This window comes from Variovorax sp. LG9.2 (assembly GCF_035018885.1).
GTDB lineage: Bacteria > Pseudomonadota > Gammaproteobacteria > Burkholderiales > Burkholderiaceae_C > Variovorax.
The window spans coordinates 100,874-125,614 of sequence record NZ_JASJXB010000005.1; the positions used below are offsets into that span (position 1 = coordinate 100,874).

Genomic DNA, 24,741 nt, shown 5'->3' on the forward strand with positions numbered 1-24,741 from the left:
GCCATCCGGTCTGAAGTTCTTCTTTGTTCTTCCTTTTCTCCGGTCGGTCTCCCGGCCCAGGCCATCATCGTGACGCAGTCCGTTCCCACCGCCACTTCTTTAGTGACTCCTGTCGTGACCTTGTTCGAGGGCGGGACCGCACTCAGTGACTTTCGAGCGCGCCAGTTGCTGCCCCGGCTGCAGGTCATCGAGCCGAAGATCGACGGGCTTGCCGCGCGATTCGTGCACCTGGTCGTCACCGACACCGCGCCGACGGCCGCGGAGCGCGAGCATCTGGCCGCATTGCTGACCTACGGCGAGCCCTTCCTGGCGCCGAAAAGTTCTACCACGCTGGTCGTCACCCCGCGGCTCGGTACGGTCTCGCCGTGGGCTTCGAAAGCGACCGACATCGCGCATAACTGCGGGCTCGCCCTACGCCGCGTCGAGCGCGTCACGCAATACCACTTGAGTTTGAAATCACCCCTCATCGGCAAGGCGCCGGTGATCGGCGACGAAAAGCTGGTGGCGGTCGCCGCGCTGCTGCACGACCGCATGACCGAGTCGGTGCTGCCAGGCGTCGAAGGTGCTGCCGCACTGTTCGCGGAACTGCCGGCGCAGCCAATGGTGCAGGTCGACGTGCTGGTCGGGGGCAGGGCGGCACTGGCCGCAGCCAACACGACCTTCGGCCTGGCGCTGGCCGACGACGAAATCGACTACCTGGTCGACGCCTTCACCAAGCTCGGGCGCAACCCGAGCGACGTCGAGCTGATGATGTTCGCGCAGGCCAACAGCGAGCACTGCCGCCACAAGATCTTCAATGCCGACTTCACCATCGACGGCAAGGCGCAGCCTCAAAGCCTGTTCTCGATGATTCGCCACACGGAGAAGCAGAACCCTCAGCACACGGTGGTGGCGTATTCAGACAACGCCTCGGTGATGGAAGGCTCGCAGATCGAGCGCTTCATGGCCGACGCTTCCGGTAGCTACCAGAAGGACGACGCACTGCACCACGTGCTGATGAAGGTCGAGACCCACAACCATCCGACAGCCATTTCGCCATTTCCGGGCGCATCGACAGGCGCGGGCGGTGAAATCCGCGACGAAGGCGCGACCGGCCGGGGCTCCAAGCCCAAGGCCGGCCTGACCGGCTTTACCGTGTCCAGGCTCTGGCCGGATCCCGCGCCGGATGCCGCCCCCTATGGCAAGCCCGCGCACATCGCGAGTCCCCTCCAAATCATGACCGAAGGCCCGCTGGGCGGAGCCGCCTTCAACAACGAATTTGGGCGGCCCAACCTGCTCGGATACTTTCGTGAATACGAGCAGGCGATCGCCAGCGACGTCGACACGGTGCAACGGGGTTATCACAAGCCGATCATGATCGCCGGCGGCCTCGGCAGCATCGACGCCATCCAGACCAAGAAGATCCTGTTTCCGGCTGGCTCGCTGCTGATCCAGCTCGGCGGCCCCGGCATGCGCATCGGCATGGGCGGCAGCGCCGCAAGCTCGATGGCGACTGGCGCCAACGCGGCGCAACTCGACTTCGACTCCGTGCAGCGCGGCAATCCGGAGATCGAGCGGCGCGCGCAGGAGGTCATCAACCATTGCTGGCAGCAGGGCGCGGCCAACCCGATCCTTGCGATCCACGATGTAGGCGCCGGCGGCCTGAGCAATGCATTCCCCGAACTGACCAACGATGCCGGCCGCGGCGCTCGCTTCGACCTGCGTGCGGTACCGCTCGAAGAGTCCGGCATGGCGCCGAAGGAAATCTGGTGCAACGAAAGCCAGGAGCGCTACGTGCTGGCGATTGCCCCGGAATCGCTGGAGGTCTTCCAGGCGTTTTGCGAGCGCGAGCGGTGTCCGTTTTCGGTCGTGGGCGTGGCGACCGAGTCCCGGCAGCTGATCGTGGCCGATGAAAGCGCAGCAACCGCACCGGTTGACATGCCTATGGACGTCCTGCTTGGCAAGCCCCCCAAAATGCACCGCGACGTCAAGTCCGTCGCCCGCCGATTCAAGCCGCTCGAACTTACCGGCGTCGACCTGCAAAAGGCCGCGATCGACGTGCTCTCGCATCCGACCGTAGCCTCGAAGCGCTTCCTCATCACCATCGGCGATCGCACCGTGGGTGGCCTAACGCACCGCGACCAGATGGTCGGTCCGTGGCAGGTGCCGGTGGCCGACTGCGCCGTCACGCTGGCCGACTACAAAGGCTTTGCCGGCGAGGCGATGAGCATGGGCGAGCGCACGCCGCTGGCCACTTACGACGCGCCGGCTTCTGGCCGGATGGCGGTCGGCGAGGCCATCACCAATCTGCTGGCGGCGCCGATCGAGCTGTCGCGCGTCAAGCTGTCTGCCAACTGGATGGCGGCGTGCGGTGAGCCTGGCGAAGACGCGGCGTTGTACGAAACCGTCAAGGCGGTGGGCCTCGAGCTGTGCCCGGCGCTCGGCGTGTCGATTCCGGTGGGCAAGGATTCGCTGTCGATGCGCACGCAGTGGACCGAACCACAAGGCGCCTCCGGTGACGGCGGCGCGAAGAAAAAGGTCACCTCGCCGGTAAGCCTGATCGTCACCGCCTTCGCCACGCTGACCGACGTGCGCGGCACGCTGACGCCGCAGCTCGATGCCACCGAACTCGACACGACGCTGGTGCTGATCGACCTCGGGCGCGGCCAACACCGCATGGCCGGCAGCATCCTTTCGCAGACGCTCGGCCAGAGTGGCGACATCGTGCCCGACCTGGACGATCCGGCGCAACTGGTCGCACTGGTCAACGCGGTGAACGCCTTGCGTGCCGACGGCAAGATCCTGGCGATGCACGATCGCAGCGATGGCGGGCTGTTCGTGTCCGCCTGCGAGATGGCGTTCGCCGGCCATGTAGGCGTTGCACTCAACATCGACATGTTGATCACCGAGGGAGACGGCATTTCGGACAGCCGCATGGAAACCGGCGATGCCAAGAACTGGGCGACGCAGGTGAGCGCGCGGCGCGAGGAGCTCACGCTCAAGGCGCTCTTTAACGAAGAGCTCGGCATGTTGCTGCAGGTGCGCACCGCCGAGCGCAACGAGGTGATGCAACTGCTGCGCACGCATGGCTTGAGTGCGCACAGCCACTTCGTCGGCAAGACGCGGCCGGCCACGTCGACGATGGAAGTCGGCAAGCGAAAAATCGAAGTCTGGCGCGATGCGAAGTCGGTCTTCAGCGCGACGCTGCACGACCTTCATCAGGTCTGGGACTCGGTCAGCTGGAAGATCGCCCGGGAGCGTGACAACCCCGCCTGCGCCGACGCCGAGCACGCCGCAGCCGGCGACCCACTGGACCCCGGCCTCAGTGTCTCGCTCCCTCTTCCAGTGGGCGAGGGTTGGGGTGAGGGCAACAGCCTGAGCGCCGCACCGGCTTACCTGAAGACTCGCCCCAAAGTCGCCATCCTCCGCGAGCAAGGCGTCAACTCGCACGTCGAGATGGCCTACGCTTTCACCGAAGCCGGCTTCGAGGCGTTCGACATCCACATGACCGACCTGCAGACCGGCCGTGCCGACCTGGCGGACTTCAAGGGTGTGGTCGCGTGTGGTGGATTCAGCTACGGCGACACGCTGGGTGCAGGCATCGGCTGGGCGCGCAGCATTACCTTCAACCCGAAGCTCTCGGCGCAGTTCCAGTCGTTCTTCAGCCGTACCGACACTTTCGGACTCGGTGTGTGCAATGGCTGCCAGATGTTCGCCGAGCTGGCCGACATCATTCCCGGTGCCGAAGCCTGGCCGCGCTTCACGACGAACCAGAGCGAACGCTTTGAAGCGCGCCTGTCGATGGTCGAAGTGCTCGAATCGCCGAGCCTGTTTTTTGCCGGCATGGCGGGGGCCAAGCTGCCGATCGTGGTTTCGCATGGCGAGGGCTACGCCAACTTCAAGCACCGCGGCGACGCAGTCAAGGCCATCGCATCGATGCGCTTCGTCGACAACCATGGCCAGCCGACCGAGCAGTACCCGTCCAACCCGAACGGCAGCGCCGGCGGATTGACGGCGGTGACGACGGCCGACGGCCGGTTCACGGCAGTGATGCCCCACCCGGAGCGGGTGTCACGCAACGTGCAAATGAGCTGGACATCGGGCGACCGAAGTGCGCTGAGCCCGTGGTCGGAACTTTGGCGCAACGCGCGCAAGTGGGTTGGGTGAACGGCCCATAAAAAAAGCGGCCCGCGGGCCGCTTTTTCTTTGTGCCGCAGTGTTCCGCGGCGCTCTTTTCGACGCTTACTCGATCTTGGCCGCGGCGCGGAGATCTTCCTGGTACTTCTGCAGGCGCTGCTGCTGCAACTGTTGCGTGATCTGCGGCTTGACTTCGTCGACCTTCGGCAACTGCGCCTGGCGCACGTCGTCGAGCCGGATGATGTGATAGCCGAACTGCGACTTGATCGGTTCCGATGTGGTCTCGCCCTTCTTGAGCTTGATCAGCGCTTCCGAGAATTCAGGAACGAAACTTCCCGGATTGGCCCAGTCGAGGTCACCGCCCTTCGCGCCCGAACCTGGGTCCTTGCTCTGCTTTTTGGCAATGTCTTCGAACTTGCCGCCCTTTTTGAGGTCCGCCATGATCTTGTCGGCCTGGTCTTTCGTTTCAACCAGGATATGTCGTGACTTGTATTCCTTGCCGCCGTTGGCCGCGACGAACTTGTCGTACTCGGCCTGCACTTCGGCATCGGTCACCGGATGTGTCTTCTTGAAGTTTTCGAACAGCTGGCGAATCATGATGGCCTGGCGCGCCAGTTCGAGCTGCGCCTTGTAGTCGTCATTGGCATCGAGCGCCTGCTTTTGCGCCTCTTGCATGAACACTTCGCGGGTGATGACTTCCTCGCGAAGTTGCGGCTGCATTTCGGGGGTGACCGGGCGGCCCGCGGCGGCAAGTTGCTGGGCAAGCATGTCCATGCGGGTTTTAGGGACTGCCTTGCCGTTGACGATGGCGGCGTTTTGCGCCAGTGCTGCAAAAGAAAACGTGCCGATCAGCACCGTGGCCGTGACGGCCTTCAGGATTTGTTTTTTCATTGGAGAAGGTGGGAAAGTGAGGACCCTAAAGGGTCTCGATGGCAATGGCGTGAAGGCCCTGTGCGATGAAATTCTCCAAGGAATGATACACAAGGCGATGGCGCGCCAAACGGGACTTTCCGTCGAACAACGGCGAAGCGATGCGCACCCTGAAATGGGTGCCGTAGCCCTCGGCGTTGGCGCCCGAGTGGCCAGCATGCGAGGCGCTTTCATCGAGGACTTCGAGCGATGTGGGCTGCAAGGCTTCACGCAATGCTGCCTCCAGCGAAGCAGTGGTCGGAAGCGCAATGGTCACGGTCGTCTCGGTGTTCACGATGACTGCTCGTCCGATTTCAGATGCGGCGAAATGTAGAGGCCTTGCGCGACCAAAAACGCGATCGGGAACACGTAGCCCCACAGCTTGAAATTGACCCAAGCCTCTGTCGTGAAGTACGCCGCCACATAACCATTGATCGCCGCCATGAAGAGGCAATAGCAAATCCACGCGATGTTCAGGTGCGTCCAGATGCGGTCGGGCAATTGCAGTTGCTGGCCCAGCATCATCTGCAGGAAGTTCTTCTTGGCGACCCAGTAGGCGATGGCCAGCGCAACCGCCATGGCCGAATACAAGACCGTCGGCTTCCACTTGATGAAGCGGTCGTCGTGCAACACCAGCGTCAGCGTGCCGAACAGCAGGATCAACACCAGCGTCGCCTTCTGCATCGTCTGTAGCTTGCCCTCCCTGAAGTAGGTGATGAGCATTTGCAGAGCGGTCGCGCCCATCAGCACGGCGGTCGCGGTGTAGATGTCGGAAAGCTTGTACGCACCGAAAAACAGCAGGATGGGAAAGAAGTCGAGGACGAGCTTCATTCAGGCTTTTTCTGGAAATCCAGCGAGGCGGAATTCATGCAGTAGCGCAGGCCGGTGTCGGTCGGGCCGTCTGGAAACACGTGACCGAGATGCGCGCCGCAGTTCGCGCAGACGTTTTCGGTGCGCGTCATGCCGTGCGAACGGTCGACGATGTCCTTGATCGCGCCCGGCACGGCTTCTTCGGAAAAGCTGGGCCAGCCGCAGCCGGCGTCGAACTTCTTGCCGGCTTCGAACAGCTTGGCGCCGCAACAGATGCAGTGATACGTGCCGTCGGCCCATTCGGCTTCGTACTTGCCGGTGTAGGGGCGCTCGGTGGCCGCATGGCGCGTAACCTCGAAGGCGACGGATTCAGCGCCTTTTTCGGCCAGGATGGCCTTCCATTCGGCGTCGGTTTTCTGGACGGGTGTGGTCATGAGGAGCAGCTGATTTCGATGGAGGAAGCCCAGTCGGGCGGGAAACCGGCATATTGGTCGAAGCCGGGATGTTCTTCAAATGGGGTTTCAAGCAGTCTGAACAAGCGCTCGACGCCGCTGAAGTCTTTGCCGGCACCGGGCGAAGTGCCTTGCGCCAGTTCGATCGCCTGCTGCCCGAGGTGGTTCCGCAGCACGAACTTCGGGTTGGTCGCGAGCATCAAGTGGACTGCCGCGTCGGACGCGACGCCGGCGTGACGCCTCGAAAATAATAGCAGCCAGGCGTCGAAGCTCTCGCGATCGATGAAAAGGTCGCGCACGGGTTCAGCCGTGGCAGCGGCGGCGCCTTCGCCATTGGCCGCGCCGACATGGTGCGACAGGCGACGCCAGAAGATCGTCCAGTCGACTTTCTCTGCGGCCAGCATTTTCAGCACTCCCTCGATCAGCGCGCGGTCGCCTTCAGCCGGCTCCGACAGGCCTTCGAGCCCGAGCTTGGCCCGCATCCGCGCTTCGAACGCGCTTGGAAACACCGCTTTGTACGACTCCAGTGCGGCCACCGCGACCTCCTGCTCGCCGATCAGCGGCAGAAGCGCTTGCGCCAGGCAAAACAAATTCCAGTAAGCGACGTTCGGCTGCTGGTTGAAGGCATAGCGGCCGCTGGTGTCGCTGTGGTTGCAGATGTGCTGCGGATCGAAGCCGTCGAGAAACTGAAACGGGCCGTAGTCGATCGTGAGCCCGAGGATGCTCATGTTGTCGGTGTTCATCACGCCGTGGCAAAAGCCGACCGCTTGCCATTGCGCCATCAACGCGGCTGTGCGCTCACTGACGGCCTCGAGAAAGGCGGCGTAGGCGTTGCCGCCGAATCGGTCCGTCGTCCGGCAGGCCGGGTAGAAGTTGTCGATCACGAAGTCGGCCAGTGTCCGCAACTCGCCTTCTTTCTGATTGGCAGCGAAGTGCTCGAAGTGACCGAACCGGATGAAGCTCGGCGCGACACGCGCGACCACCGCGGCAGTTTCGATTTCTTCGCGCCGCACACGGGCATCGGAGCCGGTCACGCTTAGCGCGCGCGTGGTCGCAATGCCCAGGCCGTGCATCGCCTCGCTGCAGAGGAACTCGCGGATGCTCGACCGCAGCACCGCCCGGCCGTCGCCCATGCGCGAGTAGGGCGTGAGGCCGGCGCCCTTCAATTGCAATTCGAATCCCGACGTTTCGGGGTTCGCAGCGGTTTCGCCGAGCAGGATCGCGCGCCCGTCCCCGAGCTGGCCAGCCCACACGCCAAACTGATGGCCGCTGTAGACGCTCGAGAGCGGCGCCATCCCGGCAAGCAGGGCGTTGCCGGTGAGCACGCCGAGGGCCGAGTCGGAGGCGAACCAGTCGGCGTCGAGCCCGAGCAGTCGCGCGGTCGCGTCGCTGCGGCCAACCCAGTACGGATCGGGTAAGGGCGTTGGCTGCAGCCGGGTGAAGAAAGCCGAGCTGAGCGCGGCGAATCGATTGTCGAAGTGCAACCCGCTGTCTGAATCGGCCAGCGGGGCAACGACAGCAAGCTCGGCAATGGAAGACGAAGTCATGCTTCCATTGTCCGGCAGTTGAAAAGGCCGCACGCGCCGCACGGACCCGAGCGTCGACATGGGGCATTCCCCCATCGGCGCGCTGCTGCACTGCGCAATACTCCCGCAACGATTTCTTTTGCTATTTTTCGTTTTCGCTTTTCGATCTTTAAGGAATTTCCCCATGCTGGGTTTGATGCAAGACCAACCACTTTCGATCTCGTCGCTGATCGAATTTGCCGAGCGCCACCACGGCGACGCCGAAATCGTTTCTCGTCGGGTCGAAGGCGACATTCACCGGAGCGCCTGGAGCCAGATCGCATCCCGATCCCGCCAGGTCGCCAACGCGCTGGATGAAGAGCAACTGATCTTCAGCGACCGCGTCGCCACGCTGGCCTGGAACGGGTATCGCCACCTGGAGCTCTATTACGGCGTCAGCGGTACCGGCCGCGTGCTGCACACCATCAACCCGCGACTGCATCCCGACCAGATCGCCTGGATCGCCAACCATGCTGAAGACCAGATCCTGTGCTTCGACATGACCTTTCTGCCGCTGGTGCAGGCGGTGCACGCGCGTTGCCCATCGATCAAGAAATACGTCGCGCTGTGCGATGCCGACAAGCTGCCCGCCGATACCGGTATCCCGAACCTGGTGAGCTACGAAGCGTGGATGGGTACCCATTCGACCGTCTACGACTGGCCGACCTTCGACGAAAACTCGGCGTCGAGCATGTGCTACACAAGCGGCACCACGGGCAACCCGAAGGCTGCGCTTTACAGCCACCGCTCGACCATCCTTCACGCCTACGCTGCGGCGTTGCCCGACGTGATGTGCATCTCGGCACGCGACTCGGTATTGCCGGTGGTGCCGATGTTTCACGTCAACGCATGGGGCATTCCGTACTCGGCGGCGCTGGTGGGTGCCAAGCTGGTGTTTCCGGGGCCGGCGATGGACGGCAAGTCGATCTTCGAACTCATCGAATCCGAAGGCGTGACCTTCGCGGCAGGCGTGCCGACGGTCTGGCAAATGATGCTCGGCCACATGCAGACCAACGAGCTGAAGTTCTCCAAACTGAACCGCACGGTGATCGGTGGTTCGGCCTGTCCGCCGGCCATGATCAAGGCCTTTCAGGACCAGTACAACGTCGAGGTGCTGCACGCATGGGGCATGACGGAGATGAGCCCGCTCGGCACGCTGTGCACTTTGAAGAACAAGCATCTTTCGCTGCCACCCGAGGCGCAGACCCTCATCCGCATGAAGCAGGGCCGCGCGATCTTCGGCGTCGACATGAAGATCGTCGACGGCGCAAGCGAGGAGCTGCCATGGGACGGCAAGGCGTATGGGGATTTGCTGGTGAAGGGTCCGTGGATCGTCAAGGAATACTTCAAGGGCGAGGGCGGTGACCCGCTCATCCTCGACGCCCAGCACCGCGGCTGGTTCCCGACAGGCGACGTGGCGACCATCGACGCCGACGGTTACTTGCAGATCACCGACCGCAGCAAGGATGTCATCAAGTCAGGCGGCGAATGGATCAGCTCGATCGACATCGAGAACATCGCCGTCGCGCATCCAGCCATCGCGATGGCGGCCTGCGTGGGCGTGGCGCATCCGAAGTGGGATGAGCGGCCGATCGTTGTCGTGGTCAAGAAGCCTGGGGGCGAGGTCACACGCGAAGAGTTGCTGAAGTTCTATGAAGGCAAGACTGCCAAGTGGCAAATTCCCGATGACGTGGTGTTCATCGATGCGATCCCGCTGGGCGCTACGGGGAAAATTCTCAAGACGAAGTTGCGGGAGCAACTGAAGGACTACAAGCTGCCGAGCGTCTGAGCAAGCGATTTGCGCGGGGGTGTCGCGCGTTTCTACCGAACGGTAGAACTTGCATGTCGCATGGGTGATAAGAATGGCCCTTTGTGCTTTCCCGCTTACGGGCATTCCCTGACGGATGGGGGTGAAAACGCTTGTAACCTTGCCCGGCGCAACACGCCCTCAGGCCACACCAGGAGACCAGATTGAAGTACACACTCAAACTCATTGCCGCCACAGTACTGCTTGTCAGCGCTGCCGGCGCTTTCGCCCAGAAGGGAGAAACCGTCAAGATCGCGATGATCGAAGGTCTTTCGGGGCCTTTCGCCAACGTCGGACAGAACCAGTTGAAAAGTTGGCAATTCGTCGCGGCGAACTTGACGGCTGCCGAAAACCCAGCAGGTATCAAATTCGAGATCGAAGGCTTCGACAGCAAAAGCTCGCCGCAGGAAGCGCTCAGCCTGCTCAAATCGGCCACTGATCAGGGATACCGGTACGTCACGCAAGGCAACGGCTCGAATGTCGCAGTGCCGCTGTCCGACGCGGTTGGCAAATTCAATGATCGCAACCCCGGCAAAGAGGTGATTTACCTTAACTACGCCGCTGTGGACCCGAGCCTGACAAACGATAAGTGCAACTACTGGCACTTTCGGCTCGACGCCGACACCAGTATGAAGATGGAGGCGCTGACCTCGTTCATGAAAGATCGACCCGAGGTCAAAAAAGTCTATCTGCTGAACCAGAATTACTCCCACGGCCAGCAGGTCGCCAAGTACTTCAAGGAAGGCATGGCGCGTAAGCGACCCGATTCTCAGATCGTCGGTGATGACCTCGTGCCCCTTGGCCAAGTAAAGGACTTCGCGCCCTACGTCGCCAAAATCAAGCAGTCGGGCGCCGACACCATCGTCACCGGTAATTGGGGTCAAGACATGACCCTGTTCGTCAAGGCGTTGAACGACGCAGGCATGACCATTCCCGTGTATGCCTACTACGCCGGCGTCTCGGGCACCCCGACCGCACTGGCAGCGGCCAAGACGCCGTTGCAGGTCTACCAGATTGCCTACAACCACTCCGAATACACCGGCCGTATGGGGCAACTGGCGCGGGACTTTCAGAAGAAGTTCGACGACGATTTTTATACCTTCTCGATTTATAACGGCCTTGTCATGCTGAGTAACGCCATGGCCAAGGCGAAGTCGACGGATCCGGTCAAGGTCGCGGCTGCACTCGAGGGTCTCAAGTTCAATGGCTTCAACGGCGAAGCTGAAATGCGCAAGAGCGATCACCAGATGCAGCAGGGCATGTGGATTTCCAAATGGGAAAAGAACGGCGGCACTCACACCTACAACGATGAGAAGACGGGCTTCTCCTTCGTGCCGGTGAAGTACCTCGAGCCCTACATTGCCAGCACGCCCACCAGCTGCCAGATGAAACGTCCGTAATCGTCAGGCTGTCATGACGCAAGAACGCCGGCAAGCGATGCGAGTCGCTTCCCGGCGTTGTTTTTGGATCTACACGCTGCAACCGGCACCAACGACGCCTTCATGGAATTTTTTACTATCTCGCTTCTAAACGGGTTGAGCTACGGCTTGCTCCTTTTCATGCTCAGTTCGGGCCTTACGCTGATCTTCAGCATGATGGGTGTGCTTAACTTTGCGCACACCAGCTTTTATATGCTGGGTGCATATTTCGCGTACACCTTGTCAGGCATCGTCGGCTTCTGGCCGGCACTGCTGATCGCACCATTGATGGTCTTCGTGATCGGCGCTGCGTTCGAGCGCTATTGCCTTCGCCGCGTGCACAAGTTCGGGCATGTCCCGGAACTGCTCGTGACCTTCGGCTTGTCGTATCTGATTCTCGAAGTGGTACAGCTCGTATGGGGGCGGGCCACCGTGCCTTACGGCTTGCCGTCCCAACTGCAGGGGCCGCTCTTCACAATGTTCGGTACGCAGTTCCCACGATCGCGCTCGTTCATCATGCTGCTCGCGTTGCTGATGTTGCTGTCGGTCTGGCTGCTTCTGACGCGCACCCGCATCGGTCTGGTGATCCAGGCCGCGCTGACCCACCCGGAAACGGTTGAGTCGCTCGGGCATAACGTACCGCGTGTCTTCATGATGGTTTTTGGTGGCGGCGCGGCGCTGGCGGCCCTGGCTGGCGTCATTGCCGGCAACACCTACGTCACTGAGCCGGGCATGGCCGGCGCTGTGGGCTCGATCGTTTTCGTGGTGGTAGTAGTGGGCGGGATGGGTTCGCTGGCGGGGGCGTTTCTCGCGTCGTTGTTGATTGGCTCGTTGCAGACCTTCGCGGTAGCCATAGACCAGTCGATGGCAAGCGGACTGCAGGCAATCGGCATCCAAGTAACCGACCAGACTTTCGGGCATGAACTGCTGCAACTCAGCGTTGCGCAGGTGGCGCCGATCCTGCCGTACCTGATGCTGGTGTTGATACTGATCTTCCGGCCCAAGGGCCTGCTCGGAAAGCGGGAGGGCTGATCATGGTGTCTCCTGCCTCCTATCGATTAAAGCCCTGGAACATCGGGCGCCTGGTCATCTGGACGTTGTTCGCGTTGGTGCTTTTGGTTGCACCGCTGGTGTTTCGCAGCAGCCTTGCGCTCACCATGCTGTCGCAGATGGGCTACCTGACCATCATCTGCCTGAGCTACAACATCCTCCTGGGCCAAGGCGGCATGCTGAGCTTTGGGCATGCGGTGTACACAGGTCTTGGTGCATTCATCGCTGTCCATGCAATGAATCTTGCCGCACAAGGCAGGATCCCTATTCCGCTGGTACTGGTTCCGTTCATCGGTGGATTCGCGGGAATGTTCTTTGCGATGCTGTTGGGGTACGTGACGACTAAAAAGTCCGGCACGACCTTCGCGATGATCACCCTTGGCATAGGCGAATTGGTCGCGGCCATGTCGCTCATGTTTCCTGGGTTCTTCGGCGGCGAGGGGGGCATCACCACCAACCGCACCTACGGGACCTTCTTCGGTTGGAACTTTGGTCCCCAGATCCAGGTTTACTACCTGATCGCTGTTTACTGCTTCATTGCCACCGGCCTCATGTTCGCCTTCACTGGTACGCCGCTCGGGCGCATGCTCAATGCGGTACGCGACAACCCCGAGCGCGTTGAATTCATCGGCTACAACACGCAGCGCGTGCGCTACCTCAGTTTTGTCGTCGCCGGCTTCTTTGCCGGTATCGGTGGCTCGCTGGCAGCCGTCAACTTCGAGATCGTGAATTCGTCGGACAGTCTCAGCGGTGTGCGCTCGGGCGGCTACTTGCTGTTCACCTTCTTGGGCGGCGCCACGTTCTTCTTCGGGCCGATCATCGGAGCCGTGCTGCTCGTGTTTGCATCGGTGCTGCTCTCGGAGCTGACCAAGGCGTGGTTGCTCTATCTGGGGCTTGTCTTCCTGTTAATGGTCATGTTCGCGCCGGGCGGTGTGGCGAGCCTGATCATGATGAACCTGCGGGTGGCCAAATTCGGTAAATTCAAGCGCTTGTGGGTGCTTTACGGTGGGCTTATCTTCACTGGGGCCGTGGCAGCCGTCGGTGCTGCTGCACTGGTCGAAATGGTCTACCACGTCCAGCTCAATTCCGCGCTGGGCCCCAACGTCAAGTTCTTCGGCTTCCCGCTCGACACTTCGAGCGTGACGAGTTGGGCCGCTGCTGCTGTGTTGACAGCCGTCGGCATCGCGCTGCTCGACTTGGTGAGGCGTCGCTTTGCGCGCGTCTGGGGTAAGGCGCAGGAAGAAATCGAAGCCGAAATCAAGTGGCGGGAGACAGCGTGATGACCGTTGCACTCGAACTCAAGAATCTGCGCAAGAGTTTCGGTAAGACCGATATCATCCGCGGGATCGACATTGCGGTGAATGCGGGCGAACGCATCGGCGTGATCGGCCCTAACGGTGCCGGCAAGTCGACGCTTTTCAATCTCATCAGCGGGCGGCTCGCACCGAGCAGCGGCGAAGTGCTTCTGAACGGTCAGCGCATTGATGGCAAGCCGCCTTACGAGATCAACAGGCTGGGCTTGTCGCGCAGCTTCCAGATTACTAACATCTTCCCCAAGCTCAGCGTCTTCGAGAACCTGCGCTGCGGTGTGCTGTGGAGCCTGGGTTACCGATACACCTTCCTGCGCTTTCTCTCGAGTCTCCACGATGCCAACGAGCGCACCGAAGAACTGGTGCGCCAAGTCGGCCTCGAGAAAAAGCGCGACGTTCTGGCGGTGAATCTCACCTATGCCGAACAGCGCGCTCTGGAGATCGGTGTGACCATCGCGGGCGGCGCCAGCGTAATACTGCTGGATGAGCCGACCGCGGGTATGAGCAAGACCGAGACCTTGCACTTCATCGCCCTCATCAAGCAAGTGACGATCGGCAAGACGCTGTTGACGGTGGAACACGACATGGGCGTGGTGTTTGGCCTAGCCGACAAGATCGCCGTCGTCGTCTACGGCGAGATCATCGCCTTCGACACGCCGGCTGCAGTGCGCGCCAACGCACGTGTGCAGGAAGCGTACCTGGGCTCATCGGTAGCCGATGCGCAAAGCGAGGGTCATTGATCATGTTGAAGCTTCAAGATATCCACGCGTATTACGGCAAGAGCCACGTGTTGCACGGCGTTTCTTTCGACGTCAACGCGGGGGAAATCGTCGCGCTGCTCGGGCGCAACGGCTCGGGCCGCTCGACCACCGCCAAAGCGATCATGGGTCTGGTTCACGCCGAAGGCGGCCTGCAGTGGAAGGGCCAGGACGTGCTGCGTAAAAAGGCCTACGAGATTGCGCACATGGGCATCGGCTACGTGCCGGAGAACCGCGACATCTTCTCGAACCTCACGGTGCATCAAAACCTGTTGCTCGGCCAGAAGGGTTCGGGCAAGGGCAGCCGCTGGAGCTTCAACGACATGTACGAAATGTTCCCGCGGCTGAAAGAGCGGGAGCACACCGAGGCGGGCGTACTGTCGGGTGGCGAGCAGCAGATGCTCACACTGTGTCGCACGCTGATGGGCGACCCCGATCTCATCATCATCGACGAGCCAACCGAAGGTCTGGCGCCCAAAATTGTCGAGCTCGTGGGGCAGTATCTGAAGACGCTCAAGGACAAGGGCATCTCGGTTTTGCTGATCGAACAGAAGTTGACCATCGCCATGCGCATCTCCGATCGGGTGCTGGTCATGGGCCACGGCAGCATCGTTTTCGACGGTACGCCCGACAGCCTGCGCGCAGATTCGGGCACTCGAAAAGAATGGCTCGAGGTTTAGCCTCTCGTTGATTTGTCCCCGCAGCGACTGAAGCCGATTGCCGGGCGTTCGTAAACGCCTAAAATTTCAGGGAAAAGAACACTCGTGCTTTTTTCTCCAGTTTTTATTCCCACCTAAGGAACGCGCCATGACGGCTGAATACAAAGTGATCGGCGATGTCGCCGTGATCACCCTGACCAACCCTCCGGTCAACGGTCTCGGCTTCGCAACGCGCATCGGCATCACCGATGGCCTCGCCAAGGCAAATGGCGATCCGGCCGTCAAGTCGATCGTGCTCACCGGCGCCGGCAAGGCGTTCTCCGGTGGTGCCGACATCAAGGAATTCGGCACGCCCAAGGCGCTGCAAGAACCCAATCTGCTGAGCGTGATCCTCTCGCTCGAAGCCTCGGCCAAACCCATCGTCGCGGCGATTCACTCGGTCTGCATGGGCGGCGGGCTCGAACTGGCACTCGGTTGCCACTACCGCATTGCGGCGCCCGGCACCAGCGTGGCGCTGCCTGAAGTCAAGCTCGGCCTGATTCCCGGCGCTGGCGGCACGCAGCGCCTGCCGCGCGTGCTCGGCGTCGAGACCGCACTCAACATGATCGTCAGCGGTGAAGCCGTCAAGAGCGAAGTGCTGGCGAGCCTGCCGGGCCAGAAACTGTTCGACAAGCTCGCGTCGTCGCCTGAATCGCTGATGGACGAGGCCGTCGAGTTAGCCAAGTCGGTCGCCGGCAAGACCGGTGACGCGTTGCCGCTGGTACGGAATCTGCCATGCAAGCATCCGCAAGGCGACGCCTACTTCCAGTTCGCGAAAAATATGGTCGCCGGCATGTCGAAGAACTACCCGGCGCCGCTCAAGTGCGTCGAGGCCGTGCAGGCCGCGACGACGATGAAGTTCGACGCGGGCATGCTTGAAGAGCGCCGCGTGTTCACCGCGCTGATGTTCACTCCCGAGTCGCTGGCATTGCGCCACCTCTTCGTGGCCGAGCGTGCCGCCAGCAAGATCCCTGATGTGGCTGACGACACGCCTCAGCGCGCGGTCAAGTCGGTCGGCGTCATCGGTGCCGGTACCATGGGCGGCGGCATCTCGATGAACTTCTTGAACGCGGGCGTGCCGGTCAAGATCCTCGAAATGAAGCAGGACGCACTCGACCGCGGCATCGCCACCATCAAGAAGAACTACGAATCGCAGGTCAAGAAGGGCAAGCTCAAGCAAGACAAGTACGACCAGCGCATGGCGATGCTCAGCACCACCTTGAGCTACGACGACCTGAAAGACTGCGACCTCATCATCGAAGCCGTGTTCGAAGAACTCGGCGTGAAAGAGGCGGTGTTCAAGGAACTCGATCGCGTCGCCAAGCCTGGCGCCATTCTCGCGTCGAACACTTCCACGCTCGACGTCGACAAGATCGCAGCCTTCACCAAGCGCCCGCAGGACGTGGTCGGCATGCACTTCTTCAGCCCGGCCAACGTGATGAAGCTGCTCGAGGTCGTTCGCGGCAAGGACACCGCCAAAGACGTACTCGCTACGGTGATGGGCGTCGCGAAGAAGATCAAGAAGACCGCGGTGGTGTCCGGCGTCTGCGACGGCTTCATCGGCAACCGCATGATCGAGCAGTACAGCCGCCAGGCCGGTTTCCTGATCGACGAAGGCGCGACGCCGCAACAGGTCGACAAGGCGGTCGAGAAGTTCGGCTTTGCCATGGGCCCGTTCCGCATGGGCGACCTGGCCGGCAACGACATCGGCTGGGCGATCCGCAAGCGCCGCGCCACCGAGCGCGCCGATATGAAGTACAGCCGCACTGCCGACAAGCTGTGCGAGCTCGGCCGCTTCGGCCAGAAGACCGGGGCAGGGTGGTACGACTACCAGGCCGGCAAGCGCGATGCCATTCCGAGCAAGCTCGTGCTGGACATGATCGAGCAACACCGCAAGGACGAAGGCATCACACCTCGCAAGATCTCGGACGACGAGATCGTGCAGCGCCTGGTGTATGCGCTGGTGAACGAAGGCGCGCACATCCTGGAAGACGGCATCGCCAGCAAGTCGGGCGACATCGACATGGTCTACCTCACGGGCTACGGCTTCCCGATCTTCCGCGGTGGCCCGATGCACTACGCGAGCCAGGTCGGCCTGTTCAACGTGGCGGAGTCGATGAAGCGCTTTGCCAAGAACCCGCGCGACGACGCGAGCTTCTGGCAACCGGCGCCGTTGATTCAGAAGCTGGTGGCTGAAGGCAAGAGCTTCAGTTGAGCGTGCCCGAGCCGGACTGCCGACGTCACCGTCACCCCGACAGCGCACGATGATCAAACGCATTCTTCTGGCGCTGTTGCTGGTGGTGGGCGTTCTCGTCGTCGCTGTCGCAGGCAAGACGTGGCTGACGCCGTCGCGGCAGATCGCGGTGGCACCGGTCGCCAAGCCGGCGATCGACGCCGAAGCGGCCGCCAAGCGGCTGTCGAGCGCGATCGTGCTGCACACCGTGGCTAGTGCCGACGACCCGACGCTGAACGCTGCCGAGTTCGACAAGCTGCATTTGTTGCTTGCGCAGCAATACCCCAAGTTGCACGCCACGCTGAAGAAGGAAGTGATCGGGCAGCATGCGTTGCTGTACACCTGGGCCGGCACCGACGCCAAGGCACCACCGATCGCGCTGATGGCGCATCAGGACGTGGTGCCCATTGCATCCGGGACAGAGAAGAGCTGGACGCAGGACCCGTTCAGCGGCCTGGTGCATGACGGCTACATCTGGGGTCGCGGCACCATGGACAACAAGGGCAACCTGTTGTCTCAGATGGAAGCCATCGAGATGCTCATCGGCAGCGGATTTCAGCCGAAGCAGACCGTTTATCTCATTGCCGGCGACGACGAAGAAGTGAATGGCTTGCGCGGTGCCAAGCCGATTGCCGAGTTGCTCAAATCCCGGGCTGTGCGGCTGTCTTGGGTGTTGGACGAAGGGCTGGCGGTCATCGACGGCGTGATTGGCGGACTCGACAGGCCCGCGGCACTGGTCGGCCTGGCGGAGAAGGGCTACGGCACCTTCTTCCTGTCGCTCGACGCGGCCCCCGGCCACTCGTCAATGCCACCGCCGCACAGTGCGATCGGCACCATGGGCGCCGCACTCGCGCGTCTCGAGAACGACCAGATGCCGGCCTCGATCGGTGGTGTGGCGGGCGAGATGTTCGCCACGCTGGCGCCCGAAATGAAGGGCATCAACCGGGTCATGCTGTCCAACCTCTGGCTCACGACGCCGCTCGTCAAGAGCCAGCTTGAAAAGAACCCGAGCACCAATGCCACTCTGCGCACGACCACCGCGCTGACCATCCTGCAAGCGGGCAACAAGGACAACGTGCTGCCCGGTCATGTCGACGCGGCGGTCAACTTCCGGTTGTTGCCGGGCGATACGCTGGCCAGCGTCGAAGCGCACATGCGCAAGGCGCTGGGCAACGACACCATTCAGGTGAAGTCGTATGCCGGCAACGCCGAGCCATCGCCCATCTCGCCGACCGACAACGCCGGCTACCGAGCCATCCAGCAGACGCTGCGGCAAGAGTTTCCTGAAGCGGTGGTTGCTCCCGGGCTCATGACGGCGGCGACCGACTCGCGCCACATGAGTATCGTGAGCGACGCCATCTATCGCTTTTCGCCTTTGCGGCTTGGCCCTCAAGACCTGAGCAGGTTTCACGGCACCAACGAGCGCATCTCGGTTGCGAACTACGCCGAGATGATTCAGTTCTATCGTCAGCTTCTCATCAATGCGTCGGGCCCGACCGGTCCTACGCCCGCTCTATGAGCCCTCGCTCTTTTTCGTCCCTCCTTCGTTCCATTTTCCGTTTCATTCTTCTAGCAAGGACATCCCCATGACCAGCGCCGTGATCGTTTCCACCGCCCGTACTCCGCTTGCCAAGAGCTGGAAAGGTGCCTTCAACATGACGCACGGCGCCACCCTCGGCGGCCACGCGGTGCAGCACGCCGTGCAGCGCGCGGGCATCGACCCGGCCTCGGTGGACGACGTCATCATGGGTTGCGCCACGCCTGAAGGCGCCACCGGCTCGAACATTGCGCGACAGATCGCCCTGCGCGCCGGCCTGCCGGTCACCACGTCGGGCATGACCATCAACCGCTTTTGCTCGTCGGGTCTGCAGACCATCGCGACTGCGGCGCAACGCATCATTGCGGGCGAGGGCGACGTCTATGTGGCCGGTGGCGTCGAGAGCATTTCCTGCGTGCAAAACGAAGCCAATCGTCACATGATCACCGACCCTGCGCTCATGAAGATGAAGCCGGAGATCTACTGGAACATGCTGCAAACGGCCGAGCAGGTCGCCAAACGCTACAACATCGGCCGCGAGGCGATGGACGAGTACGGCGCCGCCAGCCAGCAGAAGGCTACCGCCGCGCTCGAAGCCGGTCGCTTCAAGGATGAAATCGCGCCGATCACCGTGCTGGCCGGTGTGGCCGACGCCGTCCTCGGTCTGCGCACCAAAGAAGTCACCATCGAGAACGACGAAGGCATTCGCGCCGGCACCACCAAGGAAGGCATCAGCGGCATTCGCCCGGCCATGCCCGGCGGTGTGATTTCAGCCGGCAATGCCAGCCAGTTTTCGGATGGCGGCGGCGCCTGCGTGCTGGTCCACGAAAAGTACGCAGAGCAAAAGGGCTTGAAGCCGATCGGTCGCTTCCTCGGCTTCGCGGTCGCGGGTTGCGAGCCTGACGAGATGGGCATCGGCCCGGTCTTCGCCATTCCCAAGGTGTTGAAACGTCTCGGCCTGACGGTTGCCGACATCGACCTGTGGGAACTGAACGAAGCCTTTGCGGTGCAGGTCATCTACTGCCGCGACAAGCTCGGCATCCCGGCGGAACTGCTGAACGTCGATGGCGGCGCGATCGCCGTCGGCCATCCCTACGGCGTGAGCGGCCAGCGCCTGACCGGCCACGCGCTCATCGAAGGCAAGCGCCGCGGTGCCAAAAAAGTGCTGGTCACGATGTGCATCGGCGGCGGCATGGGCGCTGCGGGCGTGTTCGAGGTCATTTGACTCGCCCCCCAGAGGCTCGCGCACTTCGTGTCGCTCGCCTTCCCCCCTGCCGGGGGGCAACACCGGCGGACTGGCGGAGCCAGTTCCGCGGTGTTTCACGAATATGGCCGAGTCGTAGTCGGCGTTCTATCTCGAGATTGCCATGAGCCTCCGTCCCACCCTCGACTTTCTCCTTTACGACTGGCTCGATGCCGAGTCGCTCAACCAGCGCGAACGTTTCAGTGATCACTCGCGCGAAACCTTCGATGCGGTGCTAGACACCTGCGAGCGCATCGCGCGCGAAAAGTACGCGCCGTTCAATCGCACGGTCGACACGCAGGAGCCGCACTTCGATGGCGAAAAGGTCATCCTGCCGCAGGCCACGCACGACGCGCACAAGGCCTTTGTCGACTCCGGGATGATGAGTGCGGCGCAGGACTACGACATCGGCGGCATGCAGTTGCCGTACACCCTGAGCGCGGCTGCCAACTGTTTTTTTGCGATGGCGTCGGTCAGCATCGGCTCCAACATGCTGACCAGCGGCAATGCCAATCTGTTGATGGTGCACGGCACCGAGATGCAGAAAGAGGTATTCGCAAAGAACGAATTTTCCGGCCGCTGGGCAGGAACCATGTGCCTGTCCGAGCCGCAGGCCGGATCGTCGCTGAGCGACGTCGTGACGCGTGCGGTGCCCGATGGCGCCGACTTCCAGAACGACCCGCTCGGGCCGCGCTACCGGCTCACCGGCAACAAGATGTGGATTTCGTCGGGCGACCACGAGCTGACCGAGAACATCGTTCATATCGTGCTGGCCAAGATCCCGGACGAAAACGGCAAGCTGGTGCCGGGCACGCGCGGCATCTCGCTTTTTATCGTGCCGAAGAAGATGGTCGACACCGCCGGCAACCTGACCGGTGAGCGCAACGATGTGGCGTTGGCCGGCCTCAACCACAAGCTCGGTTGGCGCGGCACCACCAATACCCTGCTGAATTTCGGCGAGGGCAAGTACCCGGTCGACCAGCGCGCGGGTGCCGTGGGCTATCTCGTCGGCTCGGCCGGCAAAGGCCTGCACTGCATGTTCCACATGATGAACGAGGCACGCATCGGCGTCGGCACCGCCGCGACAATGCTCGGCATGGCCGGCTACTACGCTTCGCTCGACTACGCCAAGGCGCGGCCGCAGGGACGGCTCATGAAGAAGCCGACCGACGGAGCGACAGCCGGGCCGGGCGCAGCCGTCAAAGACTCGGCGAGTCCACAAGTGCGCATCATCGAACACGCCGACGTGCGCCGCATGCTGCTTGCGCAAAAGGCGTACTGCGAAGGCGCGCTGGCGCTGGAGCTGTACTGTGCCAAGCTGGTCGACGAACAAAAAACAGGTGGCGCGCAGGGCGCCGACGATGCGCGGCTGCTGCTCGAAGTGCTGACGCCCATTGCCAAGAGCTGGCCGAGCGAGTGGTGCCTCGAAGCCAATTCGCTGGCCATCCAGGTCCACGGTGGCTATGGCTACACACGCGACTTCCCGGTCGAGCAGTATTGGCGCGACAACCGCCTGAACATGATTCACGAAGGCACGCACGGCATCCAGGCCGCCGATCTTCTGGGCCGCAAAGTGCTCATGGAAGGCGGGCATGGCCTGAAGTTGCTGGCCGGCCGCATGACCGACACGGCGCGTCGCGCATCCGAAGTGCCTTCGCTCGCCGACCACGCCAAGGCCTTGCTCACGGCGTTGCAACGCATCGGCACCGCCACCGAAGCCGCCTGGTCGACCGGCAACCCGAACGACGCGCTCGCCAACGCGGTGCCTTACATGCAGGCGTTCGGCCACACGGTGCTGGCCTGGATATGGCTCGACGTGGCACATCGGACGCTCGAAGTCGATGCGACGCAGTCGAACGCCGCAACGGCCGGACGCGTCGGCGCCGCCGCTTACTTCTTCCATTACGAACTGCCCAAGATCGGCGCCTGGCTCAACGTGGTGGAGAGCCGTGACCCTACCTGCACCGCACTACCTGAAGACGCGTTTTGATGACGGAAAAATCGCACGCTGCCCTCGAAAAGTGGACATGGGTGCTGATCTACGTCGGCTTGTTCGTCATGGCCCTCGGCATAGCGACCGGTCGCACGAATCCTGTGCTCGGATGGTCGATGGCGGTGCTTGGCGGCGTGGTCGCGCTGGTCGGATTCGTGCTCATCTACGTTCGCTCGCGACTCCACTGAGAACGACATGGCAATGATCAAACATATCGTGATGTGGAAGCTGCTCGATGCGGCCAAGGCACAAGACTTCAAGCAGTTGCTCGACACCTGCAAAGGCATCGTGCCCGGCATGCGCGAGGTTGAAGTGGCGACGCGCGCAGAGGGCCTGGAGGCCAACCATGACGTGGTGCTTTATTCGGTGTTCGACGACGCCGCGGCGCTGCAGGCTTATCTGGTCCACCCGACGCACAAAGAGGTGAGCGCTACGCTCGGAACGCTGCGCGAATCGCGCGCCGTGCTCGACTTCCGGGCCCACTAGAACCATCGAGACTTATTAAAACCATCGGAGAACCTCGCCCATGACCGCACGCACCACCCAACAACTGTTCGACCTCACCGGCAAGACCGCACTCATCACCGGTGGCTCGCGCGGCCTCGGCTTGCAGATGGCGCATGCCCTCGGCGAGGCTGGCGCGCGCGTCATGTTGAGTTCACGCAAGGCCGAAGACCTGGAGCAGGCTGCAGCGGAGCTGCAAGCCGCGGGCATCGACGCACGCTGGATCGCCGCAGATTGCTCGAAGGAAGAAGACACGCGACGCCTGGCCGACGAAACGCTGGAGCGCATGGGCGCCATCGACATCCTCGTCAACAACGCCGGCGCCAGTTGGGGCGCTGCCGCCGAAGACCATCCGGTGGCGGCCTGGGACAAGGTCATGAGCCTGAACGTGCGCGGCTACTTCATCCTGGCGCAGCAGGTCGCCAAGAGCTACATGATCCCCAAGAAGGCCGGCCGCATCATCAACATCGCGTCGATTGCCGGGCTGAACGGCAACGGTCCGGACATGAAGACGCTGGCCTACAACACGTCCAAGACTGCGGTGATCGGCTTCACGCAAACGCTGGCCGCCGAATGGGGCCGCTACAACATCAACGTGAACGCGATCTGCCCCGGTTTCTTCATGACCAAACTGGCGGCCGGGCTGATCAAGCAATTGGGCGAAGAGAAGATGGCCGCCGCGGCGCCGCTCAACCGTCTGGGCGATGAAGAAGACCTGAAGGGCATCACGCTGCTGTACGCGAGCGATGCCGGCAAGCACATCACCGGCCAGTGGCTGGCGGTCGATGGCGGCGTGAGCGTGGTGCTCGGCGCATCCTGAGCGAGGCAGCGGCATGAGTCTTTCTTTCGGCGTCGTCATTCCGTTCGTCGATCACCTCGGGTTCACGCTCGAGCGCTTCGAGGGCGGCGAATCGGAGCTGCACTACACGGCGCAGCCGGAACACCTGAACAGCTTCTTCGTGACCCACGGCGGCGCGTGCATGACGTTGATGGACGTCACGATGGCAGCTGCCGCGCGCAGCATGCAGCCCGAGATGGGCGTTGTCACCATCGAGATGAAAACCAGCTTCATGCAACCGGCCCGCGGGCCATTGGTCGGCAAAGGCCGGTTGATGCATCGCACCGCGACGATGGCTTTCACCGAAGCCACCATTTTCGACGAGCAGGGTCGCGCCTGCTCGCACGCCACCGGCACCTTCAAGTATGTGAAGCGTCTGCCGGTCGATTCCAAAACCGTCAACAGCATGCAACCGCTGTCGACGGACTGAACTTCAACGACCGATCATCCGAAGCGAGAGATTTCCATGCCGACCAATAAACAGATCCACCTCGACAACCGCCCCGAGGGCGAAGCGACCGCCAGCAATTTCAAGCTGGTGACCGCAGAGACGCCGCCGCTCGCCGACAACCAGGTGCTGGTGCGTCATCACTTCATGAGCCTCGACCCGTACATGCGTGGTCGCATGAACGACTCGAAAAGCTACACGGCCAACCAGCCGACCGGCGCCGTATTTCAGGGCGGTACCGCGGGCGAAGTGGTCGAGAGCAAGCACCCTAAATTTCAAATCGGCGACAAGGTGGTCGGCTTCGGCGGCTGGCAGCAATACAGCGTGGTCGACGGCTCTGTACCCGGCTCGCTGAAGAAGGTCGACACCACGCACGTTGCGCTGTCTCACTACCTCGGCGCGGTCGGCATGCCGGGCGTCACGGCCTGGTACGGACTGGTGAAAATCATCGCGCCGAAGGAGGGTGAAACGGTCGTCATCACCGCAGCCTCGGGCGCGGTCGGTAGCGCTTTCGGCGCGCTCGCCAAGGCACGCGGCTGCCGCGTGGTCGGCATCGCTGGCGGCCCGGACAAATGCAAGTACGTGGTCGAAGAGTTGGGCTTCGATGCCTGCATCGACTACAAGCAGCATCCCGACGTCAAGAGCCTGAGTGCTGCACTCAAGGAGGCCTGCCCCGACGGCATCGACGGTTACTTCGAGAATGTCGGCGGCTACATCTTCGATGCGGTCATGCTGCGTCTCAACGCCTTCGCGCGCATCGCGATGTGCGGAATGATCGCCGGTTACGACGGCGCGCCGCTCCCGCTCGCCAACCCCGCGCTGTTTCTTATCAACCGGGTCAAGCTCGAAGGCTTTATCGTCAGCGAACACATGGAAATCTGGCCCGAAGCGCTGGCCGAACTGGGCGGGTTGGTCGGCACCGGCAAGCTCAAGCCGCGCGAGTCGATTGCCGAAGGCATCGAGGCCGCGCCGGAAGCTTTTCTGGGTTTGCTGAAGGGCAAGAACTTCGGCAAGCAACTGGTCAAGCTGATTTGATCTGTTGTCTGAGCCGA

The 24,741-nt window shown here is 62.2% G+C and carries 21 protein-coding genes; 16 read left to right on the forward strand and 5 right to left on the reverse strand.

What is annotated here, in order from left to right; genetic code table 11:
- The first annotated feature begins 69 nt into the window (after positions 1–69).
- Positions 70–4,146 (forward strand): phosphoribosylformylglycinamidine synthase, encoded by a 4,077-nt coding sequence (gene purL / locus QN413_RS07080; RefSeq protein ID WP_416352151.1) that lies wholly within the window; start codon positions 70–72, stop codon positions 4,144–4,146.
- A 75-nt stretch (positions 4,147–4,221) separates the two neighbouring features.
- Here the strand turns inward: purL and QN413_RS07085 are convergent, their stop codons facing one another.
- Genes QN413_RS07085 through QN413_RS07105 form a run of 5 tightly spaced genes read right to left on the reverse strand, consistent with a single transcriptional unit; the run spans position 4,222 to position 7,834 of the window.
- Positions 4,222–5,007: a peptidylprolyl isomerase gene (locus QN413_RS07085; RefSeq protein ID WP_323495912.1), complete on the reverse strand. Its 786-nt coding sequence runs from the start codon at positions 5,005–5,007 to the stop codon at positions 4,222–4,224.
- A 25-nt stretch (positions 5,008–5,032) separates the two neighbouring features.
- Positions 5,033–5,320: a BolA family protein gene (locus tag QN413_RS07090; protein ID WP_323495913.1), complete on the reverse strand. Its 288-nt coding sequence runs from the start codon at positions 5,318–5,320 to the stop codon at positions 5,033–5,035.
- Positions 5,317–5,856: a septation protein A gene (locus QN413_RS07095; RefSeq protein ID WP_187051838.1), complete on the reverse strand. Its 540-nt coding sequence runs from the start codon at positions 5,854–5,856 to the stop codon at positions 5,317–5,319. The genes QN413_RS07090 and QN413_RS07095 overlap by 4 nt, the downstream gene beginning before the upstream one ends.
- Positions 5,853–6,269: a peptide-methionine (R)-S-oxide reductase MsrB gene (gene msrB / locus QN413_RS07100; RefSeq protein WP_323495914.1), complete on the reverse strand. Its 417-nt coding sequence runs from the start codon at positions 6,267–6,269 to the stop codon at positions 5,853–5,855. The genes QN413_RS07095 and msrB overlap by 4 nt, the downstream gene beginning before the upstream one ends.
- A complete protein-coding gene (locus QN413_RS07105) occupies positions 6,266–7,834 on the reverse strand; it encodes a protein adenylyltransferase SelO (protein WP_323495915.1) in 1,569 nt (522 codons plus the stop codon). Before QN413_RS07105 ends, msrB begins: the two co-directional genes overlap by 4 nt.
- Positions 7,835–7,997: 163 nt before the next feature.
- Here QN413_RS07105 and QN413_RS07110 point away from each other — a divergent pair, with 163 nt between their 5' ends.
- From QN413_RS07110 to QN413_RS07180, 15 genes are all read left to right on the forward strand, one after another.
- Positions 7,998–9,641 carry a 3-(methylthio)propionyl-CoA ligase gene (locus tag QN413_RS07110; RefSeq protein ID WP_323495916.1) on the forward strand — a complete coding sequence of 548 codons (1,644 nt, stop codon included), beginning with the start codon at positions 7,998–8,000 and terminating at the stop codon, positions 9,639–9,641.
- Positions 9,642–9,823: 182 nt separating this feature from the next.
- The gene (locus QN413_RS07115; protein ID WP_323495917.1) at positions 9,824–11,059 is read left to right on the forward strand and encodes a branched-chain amino acid ABC transporter substrate-binding protein; all 1,236 of its coding nucleotides are present in this window, start codon (positions 9,824–9,826) and stop codon (positions 11,057–11,059) included.
- Positions 11,060–11,161: 102 nt separating this feature from the next.
- Entirely contained in the window at positions 11,162–12,109 is a 948-nt protein-coding gene (locus QN413_RS07120) for a branched-chain amino acid ABC transporter permease (protein WP_323495918.1), read from the forward strand.
- Between the two features lie 2 nt (positions 12,110–12,111).
- Positions 12,112–13,407 (forward strand): branched-chain amino acid ABC transporter permease, encoded by a 1,296-nt coding sequence (locus QN413_RS07125; protein ID WP_323495919.1) that lies wholly within the window; start codon positions 12,112–12,114, stop codon positions 13,405–13,407.
- A complete protein-coding gene (locus QN413_RS07130; RefSeq protein WP_323495920.1) occupies positions 13,407–14,177 on the forward strand; it encodes an ABC transporter ATP-binding protein in 771 nt (256 codons plus the stop codon). Before QN413_RS07125 ends, QN413_RS07130 begins: the two co-directional genes overlap by 1 nt.
- Positions 14,178–14,179: 2 nt before the next feature.
- A complete protein-coding gene (locus QN413_RS07135; protein ID WP_323495921.1) occupies positions 14,180–14,875 on the forward strand; it encodes an ABC transporter ATP-binding protein in 696 nt (231 codons plus the stop codon).
- 127 nt (positions 14,876–15,002) lie between these two features.
- Entirely contained in the window at positions 15,003–17,108 is a 2,106-nt protein-coding gene (locus QN413_RS07140) for a 3-hydroxyacyl-CoA dehydrogenase NAD-binding domain-containing protein (RefSeq protein ID WP_323495922.1), read from the forward strand.
- Between the two features lie 49 nt (positions 17,109–17,157).
- Positions 17,158–18,645, forward strand: coding sequence for a M20 family peptidase (locus QN413_RS07145; protein ID WP_323495923.1), 1,488 nt, complete (start codon positions 17,158–17,160; stop codon positions 18,643–18,645).
- Positions 18,646–18,712: 67 nt separating this feature from the next.
- Entirely contained in the window at positions 18,713–19,888 is a 1,176-nt protein-coding gene (locus QN413_RS07150) for an acetyl-CoA C-acyltransferase (protein ID WP_323495924.1), read from the forward strand.
- Positions 19,889–20,030: 142 nt separating this feature from the next.
- Positions 20,031–21,896, forward strand: coding sequence for an acyl-CoA dehydrogenase (locus QN413_RS07155; RefSeq protein WP_323495925.1), 1,866 nt, complete (start codon positions 20,031–20,033; stop codon positions 21,894–21,896).
- Positions 21,896–22,087 carry a hypothetical protein gene (locus QN413_RS07160; RefSeq protein ID WP_323495926.1) on the forward strand — a complete coding sequence of 64 codons (192 nt, stop codon included), beginning with the start codon at positions 21,896–21,898 and terminating at the stop codon, positions 22,085–22,087. Before QN413_RS07155 ends, QN413_RS07160 begins: the two co-directional genes overlap by 1 nt.
- 7 nt (positions 22,088–22,094) lie before the next feature.
- Complete coding sequence (locus tag QN413_RS07165) at positions 22,095–22,385, forward strand: Dabb family protein (RefSeq protein ID WP_416352152.1); 291 nt, start codon at positions 22,095–22,097, stop codon at positions 22,383–22,385.
- Positions 22,386–22,425: 40 nt separating this feature from the next.
- The gene (locus QN413_RS07170) at positions 22,426–23,223 is read left to right on the forward strand and encodes an SDR family oxidoreductase (RefSeq protein ID WP_323495927.1); all 798 of its coding nucleotides are present in this window, start codon (positions 22,426–22,428) and stop codon (positions 23,221–23,223) included.
- Positions 23,224–23,236: 13 nt separating this feature from the next.
- Positions 23,237–23,671 carry a PaaI family thioesterase gene (locus QN413_RS07175; protein WP_187051853.1) on the forward strand — a complete coding sequence of 145 codons (435 nt, stop codon included), beginning with the start codon at positions 23,237–23,239 and terminating at the stop codon, positions 23,669–23,671.
- A gap of 36 nt (positions 23,672–23,707) precedes the next feature.
- Complete coding sequence (locus QN413_RS07180) at positions 23,708–24,724, forward strand: NADP-dependent oxidoreductase (protein WP_187051854.1); 1,017 nt, start codon at positions 23,708–23,710, stop codon at positions 24,722–24,724.
- Positions 24,725–24,741 lie beyond the last annotated feature (17 nt).

What these genes read in the sequence shown, in the direction of transcription:
- QN413_RS07085 (WP_323495912.1), bottom strand. Translation starts at nt 5,007, where the DNA reads ATGAAAAAACAAATCCTGAAGGCCGTCACGGCCACGGTGCTGATCGGC.
- QN413_RS07095 (WP_187051838.1), bottom strand. Translation starts at nt 5,856, where the DNA reads ATGAAGCTCGTCCTCGACTTCTTTCCCATCCTGCTGTTTTTCGGTGCG.
- msrB (WP_323495914.1), bottom strand. Translation starts at nt 6,269, where the DNA reads ATGACCACACCCGTCCAGAAAACCGACGCCGAATGGAAGGCCATCCTG.
- QN413_RS07105 (WP_323495915.1), bottom strand. Translation starts at nt 7,834, where the DNA reads ATGACTTCGTCTTCCATTGCCGAGCTTGCTGTCGTTGCCCCGCTGGCC.
- QN413_RS07110 (WP_323495916.1), top strand. Translation starts at nt 7,998, where the DNA reads ATGCTGGGTTTGATGCAAGACCAACCACTTTCGATCTCGTCGCTGATC.
- QN413_RS07120 (WP_323495918.1), top strand. Translation starts at nt 11,162, where the DNA reads ATGGAATTTTTTACTATCTCGCTTCTAAACGGGTTGAGCTACGGCTTG.
- QN413_RS07125 (WP_323495919.1), top strand. Translation starts at nt 12,112, where the DNA reads ATGGTGTCTCCTGCCTCCTATCGATTAAAGCCCTGGAACATCGGGCGC.
- QN413_RS07130 (WP_323495920.1), top strand. Translation starts at nt 13,407, where the DNA reads ATGACCGTTGCACTCGAACTCAAGAATCTGCGCAAGAGTTTCGGTAAG.
- QN413_RS07135 (WP_323495921.1), top strand. Translation starts at nt 14,180, where the DNA reads ATGTTGAAGCTTCAAGATATCCACGCGTATTACGGCAAGAGCCACGTG.
- QN413_RS07140 (WP_323495922.1), top strand. Translation starts at nt 15,003, where the DNA reads ATGACGGCTGAATACAAAGTGATCGGCGATGTCGCCGTGATCACCCTG.
- QN413_RS07145 (WP_323495923.1), top strand. Translation starts at nt 17,158, where the DNA reads ATGATCAAACGCATTCTTCTGGCGCTGTTGCTGGTGGTGGGCGTTCTC.
- QN413_RS07150 (WP_323495924.1), top strand. Translation starts at nt 18,713, where the DNA reads ATGACCAGCGCCGTGATCGTTTCCACCGCCCGTACTCCGCTTGCCAAG.
- QN413_RS07155 (WP_323495925.1), top strand. Translation starts at nt 20,031, where the DNA reads ATGAGCCTCCGTCCCACCCTCGACTTTCTCCTTTACGACTGGCTCGAT.
- QN413_RS07160 (WP_323495926.1), top strand. Translation starts at nt 21,896, where the DNA reads ATGACGGAAAAATCGCACGCTGCCCTCGAAAAGTGGACATGGGTGCTG.
- QN413_RS07165 (WP_416352152.1), top strand. Translation starts at nt 22,095, where the DNA reads ATGGCAATGATCAAACATATCGTGATGTGGAAGCTGCTCGATGCGGCC.
- QN413_RS07170 (WP_323495927.1), top strand. Translation starts at nt 22,426, where the DNA reads ATGACCGCACGCACCACCCAACAACTGTTCGACCTCACCGGCAAGACC.
- QN413_RS07175 (WP_187051853.1), top strand. Translation starts at nt 23,237, where the DNA reads ATGAGTCTTTCTTTCGGCGTCGTCATTCCGTTCGTCGATCACCTCGGG.
- QN413_RS07180 (WP_187051854.1), top strand. Translation starts at nt 23,708, where the DNA reads ATGCCGACCAATAAACAGATCCACCTCGACAACCGCCCCGAGGGCGAA.